Origin of the sequence: Alteromonas sp. OM2203, assembly GCF_048517045.1 — a bacterium.
Lineage (GTDB): Bacteria > Pseudomonadota > Gammaproteobacteria > Enterobacterales > Alteromonadaceae > Alteromonas > Alteromonas gracilis.
Genome location: NZ_CP183209.1, coordinates 2,588,570 through 2,613,090, shown reverse-complemented (window position 1 = coordinate 2,613,090; position 24,521 = coordinate 2,588,570). Strand labels below are relative to the sequence as shown.

Genomic DNA, 24,521 nt, shown 5'->3' with positions numbered 1-24,521 from the left:
GAAATTGATCTACTTCAAAGTTTTATGGTTAAACGCCGCAATTATTCTTTTGCTTCCAATCGTTTTCTTCCAAGCGTTATGGGTACGAAGAAAAACTGCCGTGTTGCCAGAGCCTAGCGGAGACAGGGTGCTTTGTTCAATAAATGAAAAGGAAGCACCAAAAATCAACGTACTAGTTATTGGGGACTCGGCTGCAGCAGGTGTAGGGGCGGCAACGCAAGAAGGAGCGTTAACTGGGCTGATTTATTCGAGCCTTTCACAACACGGTCCAACCCGTGTTTTGTTGCACGCTAAAACAGGCTACAAGAGTGAAGACGCACTCAACCTTTTACAACAATTACCAAAGCAACACTTTTCAACAACGCTCATTTCCATTGGGGTTAATGATGTTACCAAATTTGTTTCGTTAAAACGCTGGCAATACAACATCTCGGCAATCGAGTCTCTTTTAAGCCAAAAGTTTGGCTGCCAAAATATTTTATTTACTGCATTGCCGCCTATACATGCGTTTCCGGCTTTGCCCCAACCTTTAAGAAGTTTACTCGGCTTTAGAGCGCTTTTGCTAAATAAAGCGATGGAAGATCGTATTGCCAACTGCCCGAATTCTGAAGTGCTTTATGTTAGTGCACTAAAGCTAGGTGGAAATGCAAAGGAAGTAAAACAAAGCGGCTTGATGGCAGAGGATGGCTTTCATCCATCTTCCAAAGGCTATGGTATTTGGGCGCGGTCAGCGCTAACACGATTTCGATCATCTTAGCTTTCCAATACGTATATTAATTTCATATAGGGTTGAAGTTTCTTTTTGTAACCTCATCTAAAGTGGCTTAAGTCAATGAACACAAAGAGAACACGGATAAACGGGTTCTAAAAGGGGAGTTGTTATGCAAAAAGTAACGGTAAACATGGTATCTGACGTAGTGTGTCCATGGTGCATTGTTGGGTATCAGCGATTACAAGAAGCGATAAAAACTCTCGATAATATTGAGGTGGATATCAAGTTTCACCCATTCGAGCTGAATCCAAACATGCCAGAACAAGGGCAAAATCTGCGCGAGCATATAATGGAAAAGTATGGCATTAGCGAACAGCAAAGCGCTGATAACCGAGCTCGTCTTGTTGAAGCGGGCGAGGTGTTGGGGTTTGCGTTCAACTTTACTGACGATTCACGTATGCAAAACACGTTCAAAGCCCATCAACTTATTCATCTAGCGGCAAAAAAGGGCCTTGAAGAAGAGATGAAACTGAGCTTGTTTAAAGCGTATTTCACTGATGGTAAAGATGTGAATGATCAAAAAGTGTTGGTCGAGATTGCTGACGCAATAGGTCTTGATGGGGGAGAAGTTAAAGAGGTACTTCAAAACGGTAAATACGCACAAGCAGTACGCGAAGAGGAAGCGATCTGGATGCAGCGGGGTATTCAAAGCGTACCCACGTTCGTGATAGGTAACCAAGGAATAGCCGGTGCCCAAGAGCCAGCGACGCTCGCCGCATTTATCACCCAAGCAGCAACACAGCAGTAAACAGGTTTAACGGGGTTTGAGGTAGTTATGAGTAATCACGTGAACCACTTGCTAGCACAATGGCTTCCGCTAAAAGACAAGCATAAGTGGGTGCTGGGTTTCATTTTTAAAACTGAAGGCTCTTGCTATCGCAAAGCGGGAGCCATGATGTTGTTCAGTGATGCTGGACATCAACTAGGTATTCTAAGCGGAGGTTGCTTAGAAAGTGATATTGTAAAAAAAGCCCAGCGCGTAATGATAGACGGTGTTAGCCGCACTGCTGTCTACGATGATGAAGATGAGGAAGATATCGCTTTTAAGCTGGGTGTAGGCTGCGGTGGCGTGGTGCACTTGGCGTTAGTGCCGGTCAACAAAGACAACAACTACCTGTCTCTGGATGAAGTAAGCCAGAATCTATCGAAGGGCCACGTATGCGAGTGGAATGTTGCGGTAGATGGGTCAGAAGGTGCGTGTAAGGTAATGGAAGCCGATGCGGGTTCTCCCAGAAAAGCCGTGTTGGAGACCGTAGGCGGTAAGCGCAGCTTATCTGTTTTGATGATACCGCCCATTCACATACTTGTTGTTGGTGGTGGTTACGATGCTACTTTTATGACGAAGCTTGCCAGTTTGCAAGGCTATTTGGTTAGTCTTTGGGACCCGCGGCCTGCCCAAGCGAGAGTTGAACACTTCCCCGAGGTTAATTATTTAATCGACGACCCGACCACTGAGGGGGTGCGTTTACACCTAAACGAACATAATATTCAAGCGGCGGTGCTTATGTCACATCACCGCGAGATTGACGCCAAAGCACTTCAGTTACTCAGTATGCAGTCGCTAATTTATACGGCAATGCTTGGGCCGCTTCATCGCAAGAAAGAAATTATGGATTTAGCTGGGCTTAGCGATACTAACTTTACGCAATATTTTGCCAGCCCCGCAGGATTTGATATTGGTGGAGAACTTCCTGAGCACATTGCTCTGTCTGTGATAGCGCAATGCCACGCAGTATTCCATACGAAGCCTACGCACCTAAAACGTTAAGCGTACTCTTTTAGTGTTGCATCAGTTCTTGGTGCAACTGTTCCTCTAACAATGAGTCTCAAGCGATGCAGCAAAGTCTCGCTTGAATGTTCCTCTATAGCTCAGTCTTATTTCTTTCCGATAATGTTGAACGCAACCTAATCTTCTCGTTAAAGGCTCAACAAAACAACCTTCGTCTCAACGTTTAATAAGGGGGGCGTTTAAACGATGCACCGTGATATGAAATCAAGCTACATAGTTTCACATGATGCATACTCATTCAAAATATCAATTAAACTTATAACGTTGTTTTCCTTAGTATGTGATTTGACAAGTTAACATATTAATAACATCAGGCAGCGGTATGACAGACATCTATCTAGTACGCCATGGCCAAGCGTCTTTTGGTAAAGCGAACTACGACAAACTGAGCGAATTGGGTGGGCAGCAAGCCATCTGGCTTGGTGATTATTTTAAACATCGCAATATTCAGTTCGATGCGGTTTTCTCTGGTGATATGGTGCGGCATCATGAAACCAAAGATGGCATTGCCGAAGGTATTTCTACAAATGGATATTCTCTTCCTGACGTCACAGTTAACAGCGCCTTGAACGAATTCAATTTTCAAGCCGTAGCGAAAGCGTATTTATCACGCTACCCAGACGCGAAAGTGCCAGAGGGCGCATCACCTGCCGAGTATTATCGACTGCTTAAAAAGGCCATGCTTGCGTGGTCGCAAGACGAATTAGCGCATGATCTTCTCGATGAAACATGGAGCGAGTTTGAAGAACGCGTTTATTCAATGCTTACTCACCTTCAAAAACTTGATGCTAAACGGGTACTGGTGGTTAGTTCTGGAGGTGCTATCGCGATGATGCTTAAACACATTCTTGGCTATGATGCCGCCACGGTTATCAATATGAACTTGCAAATACGCAACGCCAGTTTTTCACAATGCTTCGCTAATTCGCGGGGCGTTCACTTAAATAACTTCAACAGCGTACCTCACCTGGATGTGATTGACAGGTTGCACGCCATTACCTACAGCTAAATGGGGCAATTATGAACTTTGAATATAATGAAAAGACCCAAGCACTTTTAGAAAAGCTAAAAGCGTTTATGAAAGAAGAAGTGTATCCAATTGAAAAGGAATATATTCACGCCGTAGAAGGTGGTTCTGCGAACAACGGTGAAGGTCGTTGGAAAACGCCTGAAATGATGCAAACGCTTAAGCAACGAGCCAAAGATGCGGGCCTTTGGAACCTGTTTTTGCCAGAAGAGTATAAGCCCTATGGTGCAGGCCTGACAAATGCCGAGTATGCGCCGCTGTGCGAAGAAATGGGCCGTGTGTTGTTTAGTGCTGAGATTTTTAACTGTAGTGCGCCTGATACCGGCAATATGGAAGTGCTCGCTAAGTATGGCAATGAAGCGCATAAAAAGCAGTGGCTAGAGCCGTTACTTAACGGTGAAATTCGCTCAGCGTTCGCAATGACTGAGCCTGCGGTAGCTTCGAGTGATGCGACTAACATTGAAACCTCAATTAAGCGCGATGGTGACGAGTACGTTATTAATGGTCGTAAGTGGTATACCAGCGGTGCCATGAACGAAAACTGCAAAATTATGGTGGTGATGGGTAAAACGGATTTCGATGCACCTCGTCACCAGCAGCAGTCGCAAATCTTGGTCCCAATGGATACAAAAGGCGTAACTATTGTTCGCCCCATGGCGGCGATGGGTTATTACGATGAGCCGGTGGGTCATGCGGAGGTCTTGTTTGAAGATGTACGTGTTCCAGCTGAGAACTTATTGCTAGGTGAAGGTCGTGGTTTCGAAATTGCGCAAGGGCGTTTAGGACCGGGTCGAATTCACCACTGCATGCGCCTTATTGGATGTGCACAGCGCGCGCTTGATATGGCATGCGAGCGAGTTGAACAGCGCGTAGCATTCGGAAAGCCTTTGTCAAAGCAGCAGTCAATTAGGGAAAATATTGCCCAGATGCACTGTGATATTGAGCAGGCTCGTCTACTTACGCTGAAAGCCGCTGACAAGATGGATCGCTATGGCAATAAGATATCTCGCGATCTTATTGCTGCTATCAAAATTGTAGCGCCAAGTATGGCATGCAAAGTCATTGACCAAGCCATTCAGATGCATGGCGCAGCTGGCACCAGTCAAGACTTCGTGTTATCTGCTATGTACGCCTATGCACGCACAATTAAGTTAGCTGATGGTCCTGACGAAGTTCACATGATGCAGTTAGGCCGTAATTTGATTGCAGAAAAAAACGCATAAAAAGTGCATAAGGAGTGAGTGTGTCAAAAGATAATGCCCCACATGCAATTGATTTAGTGGCGCTAAACAACTATCTATCTACAGCGTGCCCCAGCATTGGGCACGTTGAAAGCGCAGAAAAGTTCGCGGGTGGACAGTCGAACCCTACGTTTAAGCTCACCACAGATAACGGCGTATACGTCTTGCGCCGCCAACCCCCTGGTAAATTACTAAAGTCTGCTCATGCGGTAGACAGAGAGTTTCGCGTTATCAACGCGCTACAAGACTCTGAGGTGCCTGTGCCTAAAGCTCATCATTTGTGTGAAGATACCAGTGTTATCGGCAGCATGTTTTACATCATGGCGTTTGTTGAGGGCGAAATATATTGGAATAGCGCATTACCTGAAATAGCGTCTTCTGATACCCGCGGTGCCATGTATGACGAGATGAATCGCGTGTTGGCTGCACTTCACAGTGTTGATATTGAAAACGCCGGGTTGAGTGATTATGGCAAACCTGGTAGCTACTTTGAACGTCAGCTAAGCCGTTGGACAAAGCAATATCGGGCATCTGAACTTGAGCATATTGAAGAAATTGAAAGTCTTATCCACTACCTCGAAGCAAACCTGCCAGAGGATGACGGACAAGTGTCGTTGGTACATGGTGATTTTCGATTAGACAACATGATGTTTGATATGTCTGATACCGACAAACCGCAAGTGGTTGCTGTATTAGACTGGGAGCTCTCAACCCTGGGACACCCTTATGCCGACCTAGCCTATCAATGCATGCAGCTGCGCCTTCCTTCTGATATAGCACATGCAGCGGGATTAGGCGGGCTTGACAGAAAGCAGTTGGGTATTCCGAGCGAACAAGAATATATCAAGGCTTATTGCGAGCGAAGAGGCATTGATGCCATAAGTAACTGGACGTTCTACCTCGCATTTAGTTTTTTCCGTTTAGCCGCTATTTTACAAGGTGTTGTAAAGCGCGCCCACGATGGCAACGCGTCAAGCGAGAAGGCCATGCAATTAGGCGCGATGGTGCGTCCTTTGGCGCAAATTGCGAACCAAACTATACACCAAAGCGAATAAACGCCATATAACGTATTTAATGACCTGCCATGCTATATGAAGCGTGCAGGTCGAACAAATTAACTGGAGACAGTATGAAAGCAATTGTATGCGAATCTTTTGGGCCGCTTGACGATCTTCAATTTAAAGATGTGGCAGATCCAGAAGTAAAAAAAGGCCATGTGGTAGTAAACGTTGAAGCTGCAGGGGTCAACTTTCCAGATGGGCTGTTGGTGCAAGGACTGTATCAAATGCAGCCAGACTTTCCGTTTATTCCTGGTAACGAAGTCGCTGGTACCATTGCTCAGGTGGGTGAAGGCGTGAGTCACTTAAAAGAAGGCCAACGTGTTATCGCGTTGTCGAATTTAGGTGGTTATGCAGAAAAAGCATTAATCCCAGCCACTCATGTAATGCCGCTGCCCGATCCCATTCATGTTAACGAAGGCGCAGCCCTTGTAACTGCGCATGCGACTGCTCATCACGCATTAAAACAACGGGCGAAGCTGCAAGCAGGTGAAACGCTGGTTGTTACTGGTGCGGCTGGCGGTACAGGCCTGGCTGCAGTGCAAATAGGCAAGATCATGGGCGCCAAAGTTATTGCGGTATGCTCAACAGAAGAAAAGTTAGCGCTCGCTAAAGAGTATGGTGCTGATGTTCTAATTAATTATAAAGAGAAAGATTTAAAGGAAACACTTAAAGAAGTGACGGGTGGCAAAGGCGTAGACGTTGTCTACGAATGTGTTGGCGGCGATACCTTCCACGCATGCAGTCGAAGTATGGCTTGGGAAGGGCGTTTGCTTGTTGTTGGCTTTGCAGGCGGTGAGATCCCGAAATTCCCAGTTAATCTAGCGCTGGTAAAAGGCTACTCGGTTATGGGCGTATTTTGGGGCTCATTTACTCAGCACGATCCGAAAGGCTTTGCTGAAAACATGCAAGAGCTTTTAACGTGGTACGTGCAAGGCAAAGTTAAGGTTGTGGTAGATGAAGCGCTGCCGCTCGAACAAGCAACGAAGGCCATGGCTAAAGTTATGAACCGCGAGGTTAAAGGTAAGATGGTGCTTGTTCCGTAACGTAGCTCGCTAGCTAAGTCTCTACGTTAATTTGGATAATACGCCAGCGTAAAAAAAGCCTGAATACAATAATATTCAGGCTTTTTTGAGTACGTTAAACTGCCAAAGCTATTCAGGTATTAACTCTACATTAAGCTCTCTGGTTAATACATGGCATAGGTCTCTACCAATGCCTAAGCTTTCCATTTGAAAGTCTTGATACTCTTGTTTTTGAACTGACAGCGTATAAAAGCCGGCGCGCTCGTCTAGCATAGCTATTAAGTCGCTGCCTTCGCACAACGCATCATTGTTAGCAATTGTTTTAGTAATAAATTTTGAAGTGTTGGTTTATCAGCGGTTTTTAAGAGCACAGCACTGTTTAAATTTCTTATTGCTACCGCAAACACAAGGAAGGTTCCTTCCATACTTAATTTTGCCGCAGTCTTCGTGAAGTTCACCATCGTGATAACGCCATTTACCATCTTCGACAATGAAGTTTGATGTTTCGTGAAGCTGATACATGCTTTTATTTTCAAAATAGTAAGCAGTGAATTCGACAACCGTTTTGTTGTCATTGAGATTAGGCTTGGAGTTTTGCTCAGCGTCAGCCGCCTCAACATTAGTGTTAGCGTACACCGAGTTGCTTATCGAATTATTTACAGGTTTATTTACCAAGCTATTAACGGTGCTATCTACGGAGCTAGCCGCAAGAGTGGGGTGAACTTTCAGCGCGAACCACTTAGCACCTTGTGCGCTACTGGCCAATTCCTCTACAGAGAGAGCCTGCTGCTTTTCTTTGGTGTAGGTGTCTAAAATATAGTGATAATGTGCTGTAGCATAGGCCGAAAAGCGTGAACGCATAAGTTGCTCTGCAGAATGAGGTAATGCTTCACCTTTGATAAAAGGCTCGCAGCATTCTTTGAAAGATTTTGACGAGCAACAGTAACAGCGCATAGGAAGACTCACAGCTTAAGAGAATAACAAAGCGCCACAGTATAATAATAAGTTACGTAAGCCCCAACTTTTTTGAGAGTAAATAATTGGTGTATTAATCGAGTTCAGGCAATCCGTGCCTAAGAAGTGAGAGAATATAAACGCTAATTTATTACTTAGCGTAACTAGGCATTAATAAGGCAACTCTTACCACGGGCCTAATGCAACATTCTTTTCGTCGTTAAAACTGTCAACACGTACATTAACCAAGCTTACTGAGTAAAGCTTGCAAAGTTTTCTGATCATTTCACTGTCTGTTGGCTGAAGATCCAAGTCGATGTTTTCTACATACAGGGTTTTACACTGTCCACCAGTAATAAGTTTGCTGATCCATTCTGGCATTTTTTCTTTTTCAGGCTTTTGAATACGAATAGCGTGATCTACGGTTTTCGAAAACGATACCGTGTTTGAAAGCAGATAATTCCAACCTTTGTCGTTACTTCCTTTTCCATTACCTTGTTTTTCGCCAGGAAACCCTTCAATAGGTAAAGGAAGTTGAACTACATTTGAAACCGAAGCGCGCAAAGCATTGAATCGTGAAACTGAAGATGTGTTCATTGTAAAACCCCTTGTGTATTTGCCCTCAAGCTTATGAAGAAGACTTAAGAAATACCGTTGTTTATAAATACTGTTCGCATATACAGTGTGTATGTGTATACAGTATTAATAAAAGGGCGGTTTGGCAAGCATTTAGTTGTACTTTTTTCACACAAATTGGTCGTTTTTCAGTAACTATCTAAAAGATAATGGTTTTTTCGTTGTGCCGTATTCTAAAGGAAGCATTCAGACGCGTGTTGAGGTAATATGCGCGCGAATTTCACATAGAAAACTTCTGTATAGAATTGGAGGAGAATTGAGCGCGTTAATACATTTAGGCTATGTAGGCATGTTCTTGTCGGCATTCTTAGCTGCCACTATTTTGCCTTTTAGTTCTGAGGTTGTCCTGAGCGCTTTATACAGTAGTGGCTTAAATGGCCCGTTGCTGCTCATTATAGCTTCTGTCGGAAATGTACTTGGCTCGGTGGTTAATTATGTCTTGGGTTTTAGGTTCGGAAAAGAAATTGCGACGCAAAAGTTAAAAGTAAGCGATGCGGCGTTTAAACGCGCAAGTGATATTTTTACAAAGTGGGGGAAATGGAGCTTGTTTTTGTGCTGGGTACCTATTATTGGTGATCCGATTACGCTTGTAGCGGGTGTACTCAGAAGCCCACTATGGTTCTTTATGCTCGCCGTGACCATAAGTAAAACAGCACGCTATGCTGCGCTGCTTTATGTGCTTGTTTAATAAGTTTTGCGGCTTTAATGTTCTCTCGCCACCGCGCTTTTGTCTTTAGACTTCTTTTGGCTTTTTTTTTGGTACGTAACATACCAATGCTTCATTCTTGGGCTCATTAGAAGCAATCCCAACACCCAATACCAAACTGGCTCTTGCCAAAACGTTTTCTGCGACCAGCTAAAATGAAGAAGTGCGAGGGGCAGTATCAGGTAAATGCTGTTGTGAAGCTTTTGCCACTTTCTTCCCATGATGCGCTGTATACGCTTAAACGACGTAGCGGTGAGTGCAAAAAGAAGAAGTAACGCTACCATGCCAACGATTATGTAGGGTCTACTTACTAGCTCGCTAGCGACTAACGCCATATCAAGCTGTAATTCAAAGAATACATATGTGAAAAGGTGTGCAAAGGCGTACACAAAGGTGTAAACCCCAATCATGCGCCTGAAATGCATCGGTTCAGGGCTTGGGAGCCATTTTGCAAGTGGGCTTAGGGTAAGTGTTAGCAACAGAAAGTGAATTGCCCAGGTTCCCGTTTCGTTCATAAGCGTGTTGACAGGATCTGGACCAAGCTGGTCGGTAACGCCTGCGAAAAACAGCCATGTGATGTAACCCAGAGCAAATATGTGAATAAAGGCCTTTAGCCCGCGACGCTGCCAGAGGGTAAGTCGAAAGGGCTTTTTTCTACATGTCATTAATGATGAAACCTACTAGTGTCACGGCAGGCATGTCGTAAAAACAACGCTAATTCAGCACACATGCCCGTGCAAATTGATGAGTTTATTGTCTAGCTACAGCAAAGTTAATAATAACGCGCTAAGTCCATATCTTTATAAAGCGGCGCAACTTCGCTGTAGCCGTTGAACATTTGGGTGTCGATACGATTTCTTGCGAGAAGCCCGCCCGTGGTTATTCTACGTTCACTGGCTTGACTCCATCGTGGATGTGATACGTTTGGATTTACATTGGCGTAAAAACCGTACTCGTTGGCGGCTAGTCTATTCCATGTGGTAGGAGGCTTCTTGTCGGTAAGTCGAATTCTCACAACAGACTTAATGCTCTTGAAGCCATATTTCCAAGGTACAACAAGCCTAATGGGGGCGCCATTTTGAGGTGGCAAAGTTTTCCCGTAAAGACCAACCGACATGAGCGTTAACGGGTGCATGGCTTCATCAAGTCGCAAACCTTCCACGTAAGGGTAATCAATACCGCCACCGGTAAAGCGACTTCGCTGGCCAGGCATTTGTTTTGGATCGTATAGGGTTTCAAACGCTACATATTTAGCCGACATCAACGGGTCAGCTTGTTTGAGTAAAGCACCCAATTCAAACCCAATCCATGGCACTACCATTGACCATGCTTCAACGCAGCGCAAACGGTAAATACGCTCTTCTAATGGAAAGCGTTTTGTTAAGGCATCGTGATCAAGCTCAATGGGATTTTTCACCATGCCATCAATTTTTAACGTCCACGGGTTGGTTTGAAATTCAGTCGCATTTTGGGCTGGTGCGTCTTTAGAAGTACCAAACTCGTAAAAATTATTGTAACTGGTGACTTTATCTTCAGGCGTACGGGTTTCCGTTATTTGGAACTTGGGTGGTTGGCTAAACTCAAGCGCCTTTCCTTTAAACGCTGCTTTCTCTTCCTCATCTTCCCAAAACCAACCGGCAGCCCCCGCAGACTTTGCTAACAGTGTGGACGCGCCCACAAAGCCCATAGATTTGAGCAATGAACGGCGATTCATATAAACGCTTTCATCAGTCACATGGCTTTCGTTCAACTTCACTGAGGGTTTAAATGGTTTTGGCATTTACATCACCTTACTATTGGAAAATGGCAGACTTACTTTAACGTCGTCTAGACAACTGAATACTGTTCACTACGTAAATGATAAGAGTAAGTTTCAATAAAGTTGTTATTTACTGAGTTCGATATAGCAAAAAGACCGTGAGTCCGGCCTTTTTATTTCAATTAAATTAGTAAAGTTAAAATTTGAAGAGCAAACAATCTTATACCAATCCGCATAGATAAGTGCCCACTCAGAAGGCGCTGGCAAGTTTCCTAGCGAAGCGTGGGAACGCAGGAATGGCTGTTCCCTTTCAAATTCCCAGAATGAAGCTAGGAAGCTTGCCAGACCTTCCCGAAGGGCGAGTTTAAAATGTCCGTACTCTTTGTTGTGTCACCTTGATGTAGAACCACTATACCTGCGGTAACACGCCGCGATTACGAACATTTTAACTCTCGCTGAGTGGGTAATTATCTATGCGGACTGGTATTACATATGCAAACTATCTTGAATGCCGCCTTGTTTAGGGGAAAATATATTACTGTATAAGCGAGAGGCAAATTCATCCGTCATACCTGATATATAGTCGGCGAGAACGCGCATTCCATTACCGTTCTCACAGGCTTTGCGCCAGCGCTCCTGTGTGTTTTCAGGGAGAAGGCGGTCGGGATCTGACGCAAATGCTTCAAATAGCTCCATAACCACCAGTTGCCCTTTATATTCAAGAAGCTGAACGTCAGGGCGGCGTATTACTTTGTTAAACACGAAACGTTTAAATAGCTCCAAGGCTTCTGCAAATTTTTCCGGCATCACGGCGTTGAACGCAAGTAACGGATGAGCAAAACCCTCCACACCTTTAATTTCAATGGCCGTGATAAAGCTATTTACCAGTGCCCCAATAGCATTTTTTCTTTCGTGATGTGCTGCGCTAAATAGTTTGTTGGTTAACTCTTCTATATTGTCTGATAACCAAGGCACGTCAAGGGCCTTAAGTGGTATGGTCACATCATCAACAAAATGATGCTTGCTGACCATATCCATAACAATGGCGTCTTCTAAATCGTGAATGCCATAGGCGATATCGTCAGAGAGCTCCATAATTGAGCAGTCGAAAGATTTAAATTGCGTTTTGCTGTGGCCTGAGGATTTAGGCGTAAACTGCATTAACGTGTCTTTATCTTGATTGCTAAATGGCGAAAGCAGCCAGTCGAATAGAGACTCATCGCAGCGAAACAGACCCTTGGGCGGGTGCCAGTCGTGAGCCTTAACCTGACGAAGTGATACAGGGCGTTCAGGCACGGGCCCCTTACTATGAAGAGCATCAATAAAGTTAGGGTATTTTACCAAGCCCAATACGCTTCTTCTGCATAAATTCATCCCGTGTTCGGCGGTATAGGGCTCAAGCTGGGTAATGATCCTAAAGGTTTGTCCGTTGCCTTCAAACCCGCCGTATTGATGCATCATATAATTGAGCGCAATTTCACCGCCGTGCCCGAAGGGAAATGGACACCCACTAAAAAAGATAAAAATGTATCTTTTGTTGGAAAGGTAAATTAGTATGTAATTAGATTGGGTATGAGAAATAGATGATGTATAACTTTCAAAGTGAAAAATATAAAACAAAGATGGTGTGTGACGATGATGGTATTCCATTGTTGCTACCCAACTTATATTTACATTCACTTTATAAAAATAGACAAGTATACAAATTAACATGGGTAGATGGGTCTGGAAAGCGAAGAATAAAAGATGCAGAGCTTAATAAAGTAACATTATCAAAAACAAAAATTACCGAATGCTTTTACGAGTTAAGAAAGTTTCTGTTGTGGCTTGAAAGTTATTCAGAAAACTCACCTTCAATTTCTCTAAGTACACACCATAACTTACCTGAAGAAATCCTCAATTATTATATAAATAACGTTTTGATTCTGGAGAGCAATACCAGCGAGAAGATGGTCGAGAAAGCAGTTTCAGGCTTGACGTATTACTACAACTATTTGGCTTTCAATGGGTTTACCAACATTAAAGAGATCCGTGTAAAAGACGATAAAAAATCTATTGCAAGGGACAATACAAAAAGAAGAAATGTAATTAAGTATCTGTCTCCACGTATGCGGGCTGAACTTTATGCCAATGCTAAAAGTCTTCGAGTAGAATGTACGTTGCGGGCAGGTGGAGAATGTGGCCTACGTACGCAGGAAAATATGGGATTATTACTTAATGACTTTAAAGTTGGTGGTCAATCATATTTAGGTCTGAAATCGTTTTTCAAGGAAATAGATACAGAATTAAAACTCAATACGCGCATAGACAAACAAAAGCAAGAGTTCAAGTATTGGCTTCAAGGTAAATATACTAAAGGCCGCAGAGGTGGTGTTGGCGGCATTTCTAGGTGGATTTATATTCCACGTGACGTCATGTTGCGTTTTAAACTTTATTACGAGACAGAAAGACCCGATTGTGGTGAAGATAGTTTGTTTTTGACTGATCCTGCAAGTCGTACTGTACATGGAATAAAGGAATACCAAGGATCTAGAGATTTTAAAGATACACGTGCTTTGGTAATTGACAAACAAAAGGAAGGATTATTACCAACATACCTTCATTTGTTAGACGAAAAACATACATACCACATCCTTAGACATTCTTACGGTACTGATAAGTTTCATGATGCGGTTGAAGAGGATGGACTTGAGCTTGAAAATGTTACGCACTTATCTAGACCATATTTACTAGTTGCAGAATTATTAGGTCATGAAACTCAAGGCAAAGATGCTCCGACAACAACGAGAAAATACATTAGGTCTGTAAAAGAAAAGCTTGATCAAGAAAAATCATACTTGGAGTGCTCAAATGGATAGTGTAGAAGCGAGCTTATTAAAACAACAAGCTGAAATGCTGGCAGAGTTTTCAAGTAAACAAACGGTTAGAGCTGTTGAATTTGAGCCATTTGAGACTGATAAATTTATTGTTCCCGAATATGAGGGTGCAAAGTCGCAAATCGTAACTCTTGAAGATTTAGAATCACACGAGAAGCGATTAATATTTTCGGCTTTATACGCTGCCAATTATATAACTTTTGTTCTTGATGAGGGGACTAGTGGTAATCGTCAAGCATTGTCTTATACCGTCCCTAAATTCATGAGTTACTTGAATGCACTTAAGGTAGATCAATTAAATCGCGTAAACATTTTAAAGTGTTTTGAATCTTACCGGGTTAAAAACGATGGAGTGAAGACTCAAAGCACTGGAATGATTGAATTAATACGACTGATAAATAAAGCGCTTAATTATGTACCATTTGGTAATGAATTACTTGCATCAGATGATTATAAATACCTAGATCTTCTATCAAAAAATAAACCCGCAGCTAGTGATGATAGTGATCAAACTACACTTACTGATTACTTTGGATTTCACTCTTGGTTAAGAAGAGACGATATCGGTGTTGGGTCACAGCTATATCAAAGAGCTGGATCACCAAAATTATTGATGCGGTCATTCCAAATTACAATAAGCAGCGCATTAATTGAAATTAATAAAGCAAAACACGCGCTTATTGATTTATTTCACAAGAAAAAGGTTAAACCAAACTACTTTCCTGCGAAGTTGATTCGCCCTCATCTAGATAATTATAGCGGAGGTCGCAAAAGTAAACAGTTTCGTGTAGATGAAGCGGCATTTAAAAATACTACTTTAAATAATCAAAGAGAATTTTTTGAGAAACTGAGAAATCTCCTTACTGGAATCACAGCAGATAGCATTATTAATACCGCTTTAGAGTCTTTAATTTTTTCTCAATGTGTAGAAGAGGCACATCAGTTTGCGAAGGATGAATTTTGGGATGGTGGAAAAATAGCAGCCCAAACAACAAAGATATCGAATAAAAGAGTCACAGTTTTTCGTCAGGTCACGGATTATTCACTTTTATTTAATCCTGACTTTATTCAAGAGCTAGTAGAATACTCATCTGAAAGACATAAAAAGATCCCTATTTCTAAAGGGGAAAATTACTTATTTGCTTTATTAATGTCATACCAAACGGTTCCATATAATGATTTGTTTAAAATAAAATTGAGTGATTTAAGATTTTCAAAAAGACAAACAGGGGAAGTTACTCAAATAGAATCAGACTATTTTAAGTCTCGCTCTAAAAGCTACCATGATCTTGAAACGGTTGAAGGAAATTCGTTATTAGGCACTTCTATTCTAGCGTTTCTAAATGACCGAACAGATAGACTTAAAGTTGATTGTAAGTTAATCGATAATGATGGTTCATTACAGTCCAAGATGGGAAGAACAGCAAGCATCTCACTGTTCTTCAAGTTCTTGGGAAAATTTTGTATTCGTGACGTGATAAATACCCATTTATCAAAAGAAAAGGTTTCACCCGTATTCATCGAGTGCGTTGTAGGTATATGCGAAAAAGGTATTCGAAAAGAGAATTATGAGAGAAAAAATACTAACTGGCTTTTAAATTGCGAAACACCAACGGTGACTCGAATTTTTAGCTCTGAAGCTGTAAAGAACTCAAGAGTACACTCTCAATCAGATAACTTTGACCCAAGTCGAATTACTAATTACAACTCTCATACAAATGAGGCAGAACGTACTAACTATCGTACTGAAGACAATCAAACTTGGATAGATAACTGCGGAAAAATCACTCGCACTGTTATGAATGATATTTCTTTGAATGTCTTAAGGCCCAGTAAGTCAGAAGTTTCTGAATATAACACAACAATAGAAAGTGCCTTACAAGCGATTAAACTAAGAGCAGATAATACCTTGGCGCTATTAAAAGTAGTTACTGGCAAAAGTAATGGCAAGGTCAACGGCCTTGGCTTCTTGGTATCTAATGAAGGCAGTGAAGGTAGTCTGCCTGACAATATTTATCTTGTTGATTCACCTGAAACTGTTCTTAAGCTTTTACACTATTTAGGCGAATTAGAACGCAGCCATCAAAAAATCTTTCAACGCGCACCAGAATATTTGTTTCTAGAGGCGTTACCCACGGCAGAATGGATAGAGACGGTTTTATCAAACAGATTGTTTAGTAAAGAAACGGTCATTGAAGGTCAGAAGCTTTATAAGAAGTATAAGAAAGATCTGCCACCTATTTTTACCGCATTTACAGGAGGTTACTAAGTGAATAGTTTGGTTAGTTCGGTCAGCAATATCAACAACTCTAAATCTAGGTTCGTAGAGCATTGTAATGACATGTTGCGTTTAATTGACCCTAAAGGACACGCTTCCTTTATAAGTGATAAATGGGTAATTCCTTTTTCTTCAACCACTGCCAGAGCAGAAAATTTGTATGCAACGTTAGATTTTAGCGACTTCAATAATGAAATTTTAAAATTTAAATCAAGTATTAGAATTGAATTTGAAGTCGGAGAGTTTATTAATTTAACGATCATAGACTTTGCCAAGTGGCTCTTTTTACAGCAAAGGCACAATAACTCGTTGGACTATAGAAGTGTTTGGCATTTGGAAATGCTAAGAATGCTTTTTGCGTATCTTCGAGAAAATAATATTAAATTACTTGATGAATCCAAGCTGGAGGACTTCTTTAGTTTAACTCTAACTCACGATTTTGTAGACAAAGCTTTTGTTAGACGCCTGTCATCTCCCGCTTATGGCTCTCGATTTAAAATGTTTAATTTATCAAGTATTACAAGAACTTTACGCCTTCATAGTGTAGAAAGTGTTGTTACTAATATCCATGAGGAGGATTTAAATAAGGCGTTTAATTCAGCATGTCTATCACAAATGGGTATGACTTTGGCAGATTACAAAAATGGAGGAACATTTGATTTTTTAACTTTGGATGTGGGTAAACATTATGTTGATTATTGTGCAAGCTTCTTTGAGCAACATATTGTTTTTGCTACAGCTCTTCGTTGTTCTGTTTTTGAACTAGGGTTTGATTTAGAAGAGAAAGGAAATCAATCTAAATGGGATGCGTTATTTAATGAAAATAAAGAGCAGCTCTGCAATTTAATTACCACTAAATTTAACGAAATAGTTTTGAAGTATCATGCGTTTAATATAGATAAGCTTAATAAAATAATATTAGAGTTAAAATTAGATGAAACTCGTTTTGATTCACATGAGTTTGTAAGAGCACTGATGTTTTCTCGCTTTTATGATAGTCAGCTAAAAAAAAGAGAATATATACTGTCAGAATATGCTGCGAGTATTAATAGTGATAACACAGGCTTTAAGGTCGACTTTTCATTACAAGAATTCGATGAGCATTGTGACAAAGTTTTAAGCGAACAAACTTTAGATTTAGAGAAAGCAGTTGCACTTCTGGACGAATACTTAGATCTATTTCGTGATAGAACTAATGTCAAAATGGGGAGTTTTTTCAGGGATGTCGAAGCTGCTGGTGTAACGGCTATGGTTGCTTATACTGGTTGGAGAGCGAGTGAATATGGCTTTCCTGAATCATCGTTAAATTCTGCTGTTAATAAAGAAATTTCAGATGCTGTATATTCACCGTTCAGATTTTATATTAAGTGGATTTCACCAAAGACAAATGGCGAGACATTACTAGAAAGAGAAATAACGTTATCAACTGCAATTCTAATTAAGCAATTGTCTGCCTTTACAGCAACAAATGACAACGGTTTTGCGTTGACTTCTGCCACACTTGGAGAAGCTACGCTAATTGAGAGTCATGTCAGTAGAATGGTAGCAAGACATTGGCAGAGTTTTCCTGAAAAATACGTAACGTTTTTAGAACTTGATGAACTTGAACTACTAATGGTTAAGGATACTCATTGTGATTTAGTAGAATTTAAAAGAAAGCAGTATTTGTCTGCTAAATACGATTTGAATAGTGCAATAATTCAGAATCTACAAGAACTAAGAGATAAGCTGAGAAATGATAACCAAGTCCTAGAATTAATATCTCGAAGTTATACGGTTGATCAGAAACACTTACGTTTTGCAGAAACCATCAGACGTTATATCAATGATGAACTTGATGAGATTGCAATTGAAATACTCGAAAATCGCTTATCTCAAGAAACTTTGGAATACATAAGAGTAACTCGTGAAAATATCAGCGATTCAGATATAAGAGCCATAATAGATGAACTTAGAATTGGAATATTTAACGCAACTCCTCACGCATTAAGGCATGTATGGGCCGAAGCTGTCTTGAGGCGATATAAAGGCGACATAGGCAAGTTTATTCGAGCAAATTTCAAACACATCGATGAACGTTTTTTCATGCATATTTGAAGGGGAAAGAAGCTAAAGCTTTAATGCAGGTCGCCAAGAGAACAACAATAAATCATATTGTAAGAAATAGAATCAAGAGTCTTAATGATGAAAGAAGGCATTATTCTGGTCTGTTTGATCGGTTCATAAATAAAGCTGTTGCTATTACTCATGTTAAAACACACGGAGAGTATGAAAAACTAACAAACAAAGTTTCGAATGACAGAATAATCGATATTAAAGTTAATCCTTGGAATACGTGTGTATTACGAAAGGGTACATTTGTCCACGCTAAGTGCTCAGAAGATGGTACACCTCAGCGGCACAAAGCTGAACCTAGCCTTTGCTTGGGCTGTATCAACGGTGATATCGAAGAGGGAAACTTCAACGGCATTGTTGTATATATCAAACCAGATGTCGAAGCTTGTAGAAACCCAAACCTCCCTCTGTTTATCAAAATGGCGCATTTAGTGACTGTTAGGCTGGCACTCAAACGTATAAAAGAACTGAGTAAAAATCACGATGTATCACCTTATCAAAAATATATTGATTTCTTAAATGAAACAATCGAAATGGTTGTCAGCTCTGAGGAGGCTCCCAAATGAGTAATAATTATTACGATGATTTCTTATTGAAAGAAGAAAGAAGCCAAGAGCCTGAGAGTACAGAAGTAGATAAGAAGTTAGAATGGATCAAGCTTCATCCCACTGCTGAAGAAGCTTACAAAGCGATAAATAATCTTAAAGAGGAAAAGTTACGCTACATCAGTGGGCATCCTAATAAAAGAAGTTATGAGGTTAAAAAGTACTGGACTATTTCAAAGGCAGAAGTCGGTAGAAAAATTGGAAAAGAGTCTCAGCCATTGTTTAATAGTAATACCTTCTCTGAAGCGTTGACCAAATACTATGATAAGACAAATAAGGAGCTACATAAATCTAAAGAAGCTAGATTAGATAAGCCTAACAAAGGTTATCAGCATAAGACTAAAGAAGAGTTAAAAAACAGTACTATAAAACTAACGAATGAAAATAAAAAATTACTTCAGAATACTTGTGAAGAGCTGTATGGAAGGTTGTTGAATGACATACCTCTCGATATAAAACGAAAACTTGGTTTAAATTAACGACACTTGCCCCAACAGAGATAGATATTGAACAAACATTCATAATGTTTGTGGGAATTGTAAAGTTTTTATTTTGAGTAATAACAATATTAAGGGAAATTTCAGTATGGATTATAACGAAAAGTTAAAGCATGAACGCTTTCGAGCATCTACGGCTCCTAAAGAAACATTTGATGAAGAAATGGAGTCAGATCGGGGGCGTTCAATTAATTCTGCTGCTGTTAGAAGGTTGCAACAAAAAACTCAAGTATTCCCTCTAGAATCCAATGCTGCGGTTAGAAGTCGTTTAACTCATTCTTTAGAAGTTCAACAAGTTGGTAGATATATCGCAAAACTGGTTTTAAAAAAGTTAAACGAAGCTGAAAAATTAAAAGCTTTAGGATTAGACGATAAAAAAGATGGCTTTACCAGTGCTATTGAAATCGCATGTTTGCTGCACGATGTTGGAAATCCAGCTTTTGGTCATTTTGGAGAAGAAGCCATAAACATGTGGTCTGAAACGTCACTGTTGAATGTTTTCACTGAAAAATTCGGGGATGAGGTTAAGGATAATATACTAGTAAAAGACCTGCTTTGTTTTGAAGGTAACGCGCAAGCCATTAGACTTCTACATAGTTTGCAAGACTTAAACCTATCTTTTTCACAAGTAGCCTGTCTAATCAAATATACCCGACCTGCTTACGAACCAAAGCCTACTGATAAAAGTGATCGTTATTACTATCGAAAGAAAAAGCCCGGTTATTACTACTCTGAAGAAAAGTACGTTAAAGCGCTTCAAAATAACTTAAATATTAAATCTGGCAATAGATTCCCGCTGACATACATTATGGAAGCTGCTGATGATATTTCTTACTGTATTGCAGATCTTGATGATGCGTTAGATAAAGGCATTTTAAATGTAGATCAGCTTCATAAAGCTATAAACGATATATGGGATTCTTATTTAGATGATGAAGAAGTTGATAACGAAGTAGTCAAAAAAAGATATTTGCCAAATCTTGCTGAAAAGGCATACAAGAGATATGAGTCAGAGTCTCACAATAAGAACCATTCATACATTCTTACGTTAAGAACTATCTTGGTTAATGAATTAGCTAATTATGCATCTGACAGATATATTGAAAATCATGAAGCTGTGTTCGATGGGACGCTTGATGAGTCTTTGTTAGATGGCAATGATGAATTTCACTTAGCAACAGAAGTTTTGAAAGATGTTGCTTCTAAATATGTTTTTTCTGCTAAAGAAGTAGAGCGTTTAGAGTTACAAGGCCATACGATAATATCAGGATTACTTGATGCTTATATGCCACTTCTTAAGTTAGATTATGAAAAATTTAAGTCCCTTTCCAAAACCGAGTTTTTGAAACCATGTCCTATTGAGACAAGGTTGTATCATGATTTGTCCAACAAACATAAACGCCATTACAGCGACAGCGTGAAAAGCATACACGAACAAGAAACCGTTTCTGATGAAGATAAAATTTTAGAGTTGTATTACAGATCTCGATTATTAATCGATTACATTAGTGGTATGACGGATCGGTTTGCGTTTGAAGAGTATAGAAGCTTAAAGGCTATTGATTGACGGAAATTGAAGTGGTTTGAATGTATTGGATTAAGTTGATGAGCTTGAATAAGTTTTGTCTGTTCATTTGATTAAATATAGGTCTTGTATTTTTATTCGTAATACCACCTAATATCATACTAAATATAGAAAAAAGTATCTTATCGAGTTACCGGATTCAGTTTCTCATTCAGGAATCGCGATGAGTAAAAATTAATTAAAGGGAGTTGATGTCATGAGTGAAGATAAGAAATTTGCGAAAGACTACCTTATATTCAGACAAGGTCAGGAGAGTTTGTTTGGCGAAAATGATAGTGTTGCAGATGGTATAGAAAAAATCAGGAGTAAACTTTCTGATCTTACCAACATAAAAAATCTTCACTTTTTATTGGGTGCTGGTGCAAGTTCTGATGCCATACCTGCAATGGCACCACTAATTGGTAAAGTAACTGAAAAAGTAGAAGCTACACAAACTATGACCCAGTTAGCTTTTCTTCCAGAAAACCCATCGCATGATGAGTTAAAAAAACGGTTCAAATCTGCGAAAGATGTTTCTCCAAAGAACCTAGAAAACATACTTGGTACACTGTACTCAAAGCGTGAATACCTAAAAGGTGTCGGTCAATCTGATAGCCTCAATGACTTCCTAATTAACCTTATAGAGACTGAGATCTATTCATCTATAAATATAGATTGCACCTCAGCGCAGGCAGAGCTTTCTCTCGATTTATATAAAAAACTTTATCAAAAACTAGCTCTAAGAAACAAAGATTTAGCTAGGGTTAATGTATTTACGACAAACAATGATTTGTTAAGTGAAACAGCGTTGGGTTTTCTCAACATTAACTACAATAATGGTTTTAGTAGTGGCTTGTCGCGCACGTTTAATCCTGCACGTTTCTCCTTTACCTTTTCCAGAAAAGTTGATCCTAGCGTTGAAAAGTATGAGCCATTAGAAAACATGGTATATCTTTACAAGCTACATGGCTCGATTAGTTGGATAGAGTCGGATGACAATTCGTTTTTTAATATCAAAGAAGTTGACGTTATTCCGAATCAAGAACCTAATGGTAAAAATGTACTGATCTACCCCACACCATTGAAACAAAACAAGAGCTTAGGTTCACCCTATGCAGATCTCATCAGAGAATTTCAAAACAAATTGTTACTCCAGCATGGTGTATTAATAGTAATTGGATATAGCTTTAGTGATGAACATATCAACAATGCTATCTATGCAGCACTCGCAGCAAACTCCAGCCTTAGTGTGGTTATTTTTGGTAATTATCATCCGTCTGAAAATCTTACAAGACTGACAGACCGACGTATTTATCAAATATCAGGAGAGGTAGAAGTTCCTATTGATGAAAACTCAGATCCTAAAAAAGAAAAAATTCATTATTTCAATTACATTGTGAATAATTTCATTCCCGATTTAGACCGTAGTAAGGATAGCGAAATACTAGAAGAGTTTATAAAGTCAATGAAGGCGGTCGGGGATAAAAAATGAAAATTGGAAAGATCACTTCAGTAAACTTCAACCAGTTCCGAGTCAAAATTTCTTCAGACATTAGAGGTAATTCTATAAACCTCGCTGGTGTGGTCTATTATTTTGGCAACATTGGTAGCTATCTAAAAACAACAAACTCAGTTGGTGAGCAGTTAATATGTGAAGTTGTGTCAATTTTTGATAGCGATATGAAATTAGACTCTGCCGCTTACGACATTGATAGCAATAGGGAACTGTTGTTAAAACCTGTCGGCACTATCACAAGAACTGGAAAATTTAATCTTGGTGTAGGAATTTTCCCCGGTATTTACAGCGAGGTAACTGTAGTTACGTTTGAAGATATGGAACTTATTCTTCATACAACTAAAGACAAGGAATTGAACGCGTCGATTCACCAAAGTTTCTATCTAGGTGAGAGTAAAAACTTAATCAACTACCCAATAAACATATCAGTCAATGCATTTTTCAATATTCATTCGGCAGTGTTGGGCAACTCTGGCAGTGGTAAGTCAAATACAATAGCGCACATCATCCAAGACATTCACAAGAAAAAAGATAACTCTGCCATTGGTTCGCGGATATTGATTTTTGATGTGAATGGAGAATATAAGAATGCCTTTACTGGACATGAAATAGGCCCCAATTTACAAGTAAGGCTTCTCAAACCCAACATTAATGAAGCAGAAGAAGGCTTTGAGCCGTTTTATCTTCCCCACTTTCTCATGAACATTGATGAGTGGAGTGCATTTCTGATGGCGACGGATGCGACCCAACGTCCTTTCTGGGACAAAGTGCTTCAGGAAAGCTATAAATTTTATATGATCTCAACTCGTGATGGAGAGCAGAGGCAAAAGTTAATTAACTATCTTAGATTTAAGATCTGCAACCTGCTCCATACTCTGCATGCACAGGGAGATAGCGAAACAGCAATCATCACTGCTGCAAAAAGTATCATTTATGGGATTGTGAACCTTATTAAGCTTGATGCAAACCTGAATAGAGCCTGCACGGATGAAGGAATACTGACCGACTTAGAAAACCTGTATTCCAGTTGCACAATCAGTTTTGGTGAAAATAAAGACAAGCTGAAGAAGGCTTTACAGGGAGTGAGAAATAAAGTTGACGATGCTACTCTTCGAGAGGTTATGGATTTCAGAGCATCGGGTGAAGAATATTTTGATTATCGCTTTTTGAAGCAGGCCGCAAATTTAACATTGCTGGAAGAAGATGCTAGAGGTAATGGGCGAGTAAGGGAATATACCTCTACGATGATGACAAGATTAGATTTTTTCTTAGACAACCCAGATTGTGCTTTTATGCGGCAAGCACCAATAGAGACTACCAATATCAATAATTATCTTGATTGGCTGTGGCAATCAAATCTAGCCGTACCAGCTCAAACCAACATGGTAATTATCGATACCAGCGAGTTGTCTAAAGATGCTCTGGAGACATTAACTTCTGTAACATCAAGAATAAACTTTTCTTCAAGAAGAAAACTAAAAGGTAATGCACGACGTGAAAGACCTATACATCTCGTACTAGACGAGGCTCACCGTTATATTAAAAAAGATTCGAAATACCTTCTCCGAGAAAATATTTTCGAACAGATAGCTCGTGAAGGCAGAAAATACGCATTGTATTTGCTGATATCTTCTCAACGTCCGTCAGAATTATCTGAGACAGTTTTATCACAATGCTCAAATTTCATAATTCACCGAATACAGAATGAAATAGATATGAAGTACGTCTATGCCATCCTTCCGTATTTTTCAGATGACTTCGCAAATAAGATCAAGCAATCTGTTCCGGGTGAGGCCCTAATATTTGGTAATTGTGTATCGATGCCGCTTCACGTTAGAGTAAAACAGGCATTCCCAGAGCCAAACAGCGAAAACTGCAAAGTTCATGAGGAATGGTTTAAACCATTTCCACCACCTCCTGTGCTGCCTGTTAAATGAAGTTTAGTCTATCACCTAAACATTAAGATCAGATATGAGCTACTACAACTTAATATTCATTGCATGGTTATGTTGCTGATTTCTGACTTTTATTGTTACTTAGCTCTATGTAATAATGGTCCTAGGCTTTCCAGAGACGCCCGATCTGCCACCGTGGACCAAATGG

At 40.2% G+C, this 24,521-nt stretch carries 21 protein-coding genes and 1 pseudogene; 16 read left to right on the top strand and 6 right to left on the bottom strand.

What is annotated here, in order from left to right; all coding sequences use genetic code 11:
* Window positions 1-4: 4 nt before the first annotated feature.
* The 7 genes from ACM0P2_RS11690 (at window position 5) to ACM0P2_RS11660 (ending at window position 6,933) form a co-directional block, all read left to right on the top strand.
* Window positions 5-757, top strand: a complete 753-nt coding sequence (locus ACM0P2_RS11690) for an SGNH/GDSL hydrolase family protein (RefSeq protein ID WP_159117695.1) — start codon at window positions 5-7, stop codon at window positions 755-757.
* Window positions 758-881: 124 nt separating this feature from the next.
* Window positions 882-1,520, top strand: a complete 639-nt coding sequence (locus ACM0P2_RS11685) for a DsbA family oxidoreductase (RefSeq protein ID WP_419226618.1) — start codon at window positions 882-884, stop codon at window positions 1,518-1,520.
* 27 nt (window positions 1,521-1,547) lie between these two features.
* Window positions 1,548-2,540 (top strand): XdhC family protein, encoded by a 993-nt coding sequence (locus ACM0P2_RS11680; RefSeq protein WP_419226617.1) that lies wholly within the window; start codon window positions 1,548-1,550, stop codon window positions 2,538-2,540.
* Between the two features lie 343 nt (window positions 2,541-2,883).
* Entirely contained in the window at window positions 2,884-3,570 is a 687-nt protein-coding gene (locus ACM0P2_RS11675) for a histidine phosphatase family protein (protein WP_159117698.1), read from the top strand.
* 11 nt (window positions 3,571-3,581) lie between these two features.
* The gene (locus ACM0P2_RS11670; protein WP_105930104.1) at window positions 3,582-4,811 is read left to right on the top strand and encodes an acyl-CoA dehydrogenase family protein; all 1,230 of its coding nucleotides are present in this window, start codon (window positions 3,582-3,584) and stop codon (window positions 4,809-4,811) included.
* A gap of 20 nt (window positions 4,812-4,831) precedes the next feature.
* A complete protein-coding gene (locus ACM0P2_RS11665; protein ID WP_159117699.1) occupies window positions 4,832-5,884 on the top strand; it encodes a phosphotransferase family protein in 1,053 nt (350 codons plus the stop codon).
* Between the two features lie 74 nt (window positions 5,885-5,958).
* Entirely contained in the window at window positions 5,959-6,933 is a 975-nt protein-coding gene (locus ACM0P2_RS11660) for an NADPH:quinone oxidoreductase family protein (protein WP_159117700.1), read from the top strand.
* A 108-nt stretch (window positions 6,934-7,041) separates the two neighbouring features.
* Here the strand turns inward: ACM0P2_RS11660 and ACM0P2_RS11655 are convergent, their stop codons facing one another.
* From ACM0P2_RS11655 to ACM0P2_RS11645, 3 genes are all read right to left on the bottom strand, one after another.
* The gene (locus ACM0P2_RS11655) at window positions 7,042-7,185 is read right to left on the bottom strand and encodes a hypothetical protein (protein ID WP_159117701.1); all 144 of its coding nucleotides are present in this window, start codon (window positions 7,183-7,185) and stop codon (window positions 7,042-7,044) included.
* A 78-nt stretch (window positions 7,186-7,263) separates the two neighbouring features.
* Window positions 7,264-7,866 carry a YchJ family protein gene (locus tag ACM0P2_RS11650; protein ID WP_159117702.1) on the bottom strand — a complete coding sequence of 201 codons (603 nt, stop codon included), beginning with the start codon at window positions 7,864-7,866 and terminating at the stop codon, window positions 7,264-7,266.
* A 186-nt stretch (window positions 7,867-8,052) separates the two neighbouring features.
* Complete coding sequence (locus ACM0P2_RS11645; protein ID WP_159117703.1) at window positions 8,053-8,463, bottom strand: deoxyguanosinetriphosphate triphosphohydrolase; 411 nt, start codon at window positions 8,461-8,463, stop codon at window positions 8,053-8,055.
* A 328-nt stretch (window positions 8,464-8,791) separates the two neighbouring features.
* Here ACM0P2_RS11645 and ACM0P2_RS11640 point away from each other — a divergent pair, with 328 nt between their 5' ends.
* A complete protein-coding gene (locus ACM0P2_RS11640) occupies window positions 8,792-9,190 on the top strand; it encodes a YqaA family protein (RefSeq protein ID WP_159117707.1) in 399 nt (132 codons plus the stop codon).
* 14 nt (window positions 9,191-9,204) lie between these two features.
* On the opposite strand, the gene ACM0P2_RS11635 is transcribed toward ACM0P2_RS11640, so the two are convergent.
* The 3 genes and pseudogenes from ACM0P2_RS11635 to ACM0P2_RS11625 all read right to left on the bottom strand — a co-directional run.
* A complete protein-coding gene (locus tag ACM0P2_RS11635; protein WP_159117704.1) occupies window positions 9,205-9,873 on the bottom strand; it encodes a sulfite oxidase heme-binding subunit YedZ in 669 nt (222 codons plus the stop codon).
* 107 nt (window positions 9,874-9,980) lie between these two features.
* Complete coding sequence (msrP, locus tag ACM0P2_RS11630) at window positions 9,981-10,988, bottom strand: protein-methionine-sulfoxide reductase catalytic subunit MsrP (RefSeq protein WP_173359960.1); 1,008 nt, start codon at window positions 10,986-10,988, stop codon at window positions 9,981-9,983.
* Between the two features lie 465 nt (window positions 10,989-11,453).
* Window positions 11,454-12,464, bottom strand: a pseudogene (locus ACM0P2_RS11625) (anti-phage deoxyguanosine triphosphatase); the annotation flags it as partial.
* Window positions 12,465-12,550: 86 nt separating this feature from the next.
* Here ACM0P2_RS11625 and ACM0P2_RS11620 point away from each other — a divergent pair.
* The 8 genes from ACM0P2_RS11620 to ACM0P2_RS11585 all read left to right on the top strand — a co-directional run bounded on the left by ACM0P2_RS11620 (window position 12,551) and on the right by ACM0P2_RS11585 (window position 24,355).
* Window positions 12,551-13,825 (top strand): hypothetical protein, encoded by a 1,275-nt coding sequence (locus ACM0P2_RS11620; protein ID WP_240701318.1) that lies wholly within the window; start codon window positions 12,551-12,553, stop codon window positions 13,823-13,825.
* Window positions 13,818-16,112, top strand: a complete 2,295-nt coding sequence (locus ACM0P2_RS11615; RefSeq protein WP_130051677.1) for a hypothetical protein — start codon at window positions 13,818-13,820, stop codon at window positions 16,110-16,112. The genes ACM0P2_RS11620 and ACM0P2_RS11615 overlap by 8 nt, the downstream gene beginning before the upstream one ends.
* A complete protein-coding gene (locus tag ACM0P2_RS11610; protein ID WP_419226616.1) occupies window positions 16,113-18,218 on the top strand; it encodes a hypothetical protein in 2,106 nt (701 codons plus the stop codon).
* Entirely contained in the window at window positions 18,215-18,802 is a 588-nt protein-coding gene (locus ACM0P2_RS11605) for a hypothetical protein (RefSeq protein ID WP_419226615.1), read from the top strand. The genes ACM0P2_RS11610 and ACM0P2_RS11605 overlap by 4 nt, the downstream gene beginning before the upstream one ends.
* Window positions 18,799-19,320, top strand: a complete 522-nt coding sequence (locus ACM0P2_RS11600) for a hypothetical protein (protein WP_130051675.1) — start codon at window positions 18,799-18,801, stop codon at window positions 19,318-19,320. Before ACM0P2_RS11605 ends, ACM0P2_RS11600 begins: the two co-directional genes overlap by 4 nt.
* A 106-nt stretch (window positions 19,321-19,426) precedes the next feature.
* Window positions 19,427-20,905, top strand: a complete 1,479-nt coding sequence (gene dgt / locus ACM0P2_RS11595) for a dGTPase (RefSeq protein ID WP_130051674.1) — start codon at window positions 19,427-19,429, stop codon at window positions 20,903-20,905.
* A gap of 214 nt (window positions 20,906-21,119) precedes the next feature.
* Window positions 21,120-22,394, top strand: coding sequence for an SIR2 family protein (locus ACM0P2_RS11590; RefSeq protein WP_130051673.1), 1,275 nt, complete (start codon window positions 21,120-21,122; stop codon window positions 22,392-22,394).
* A complete protein-coding gene (locus ACM0P2_RS11585) occupies window positions 22,391-24,355 on the top strand; it encodes an ATP-binding protein (RefSeq protein ID WP_130051672.1) in 1,965 nt (654 codons plus the stop codon). The genes ACM0P2_RS11590 and ACM0P2_RS11585 overlap by 4 nt, the downstream gene beginning before the upstream one ends.
* Window positions 24,356-24,521: the final 166 nt, after the last annotated feature.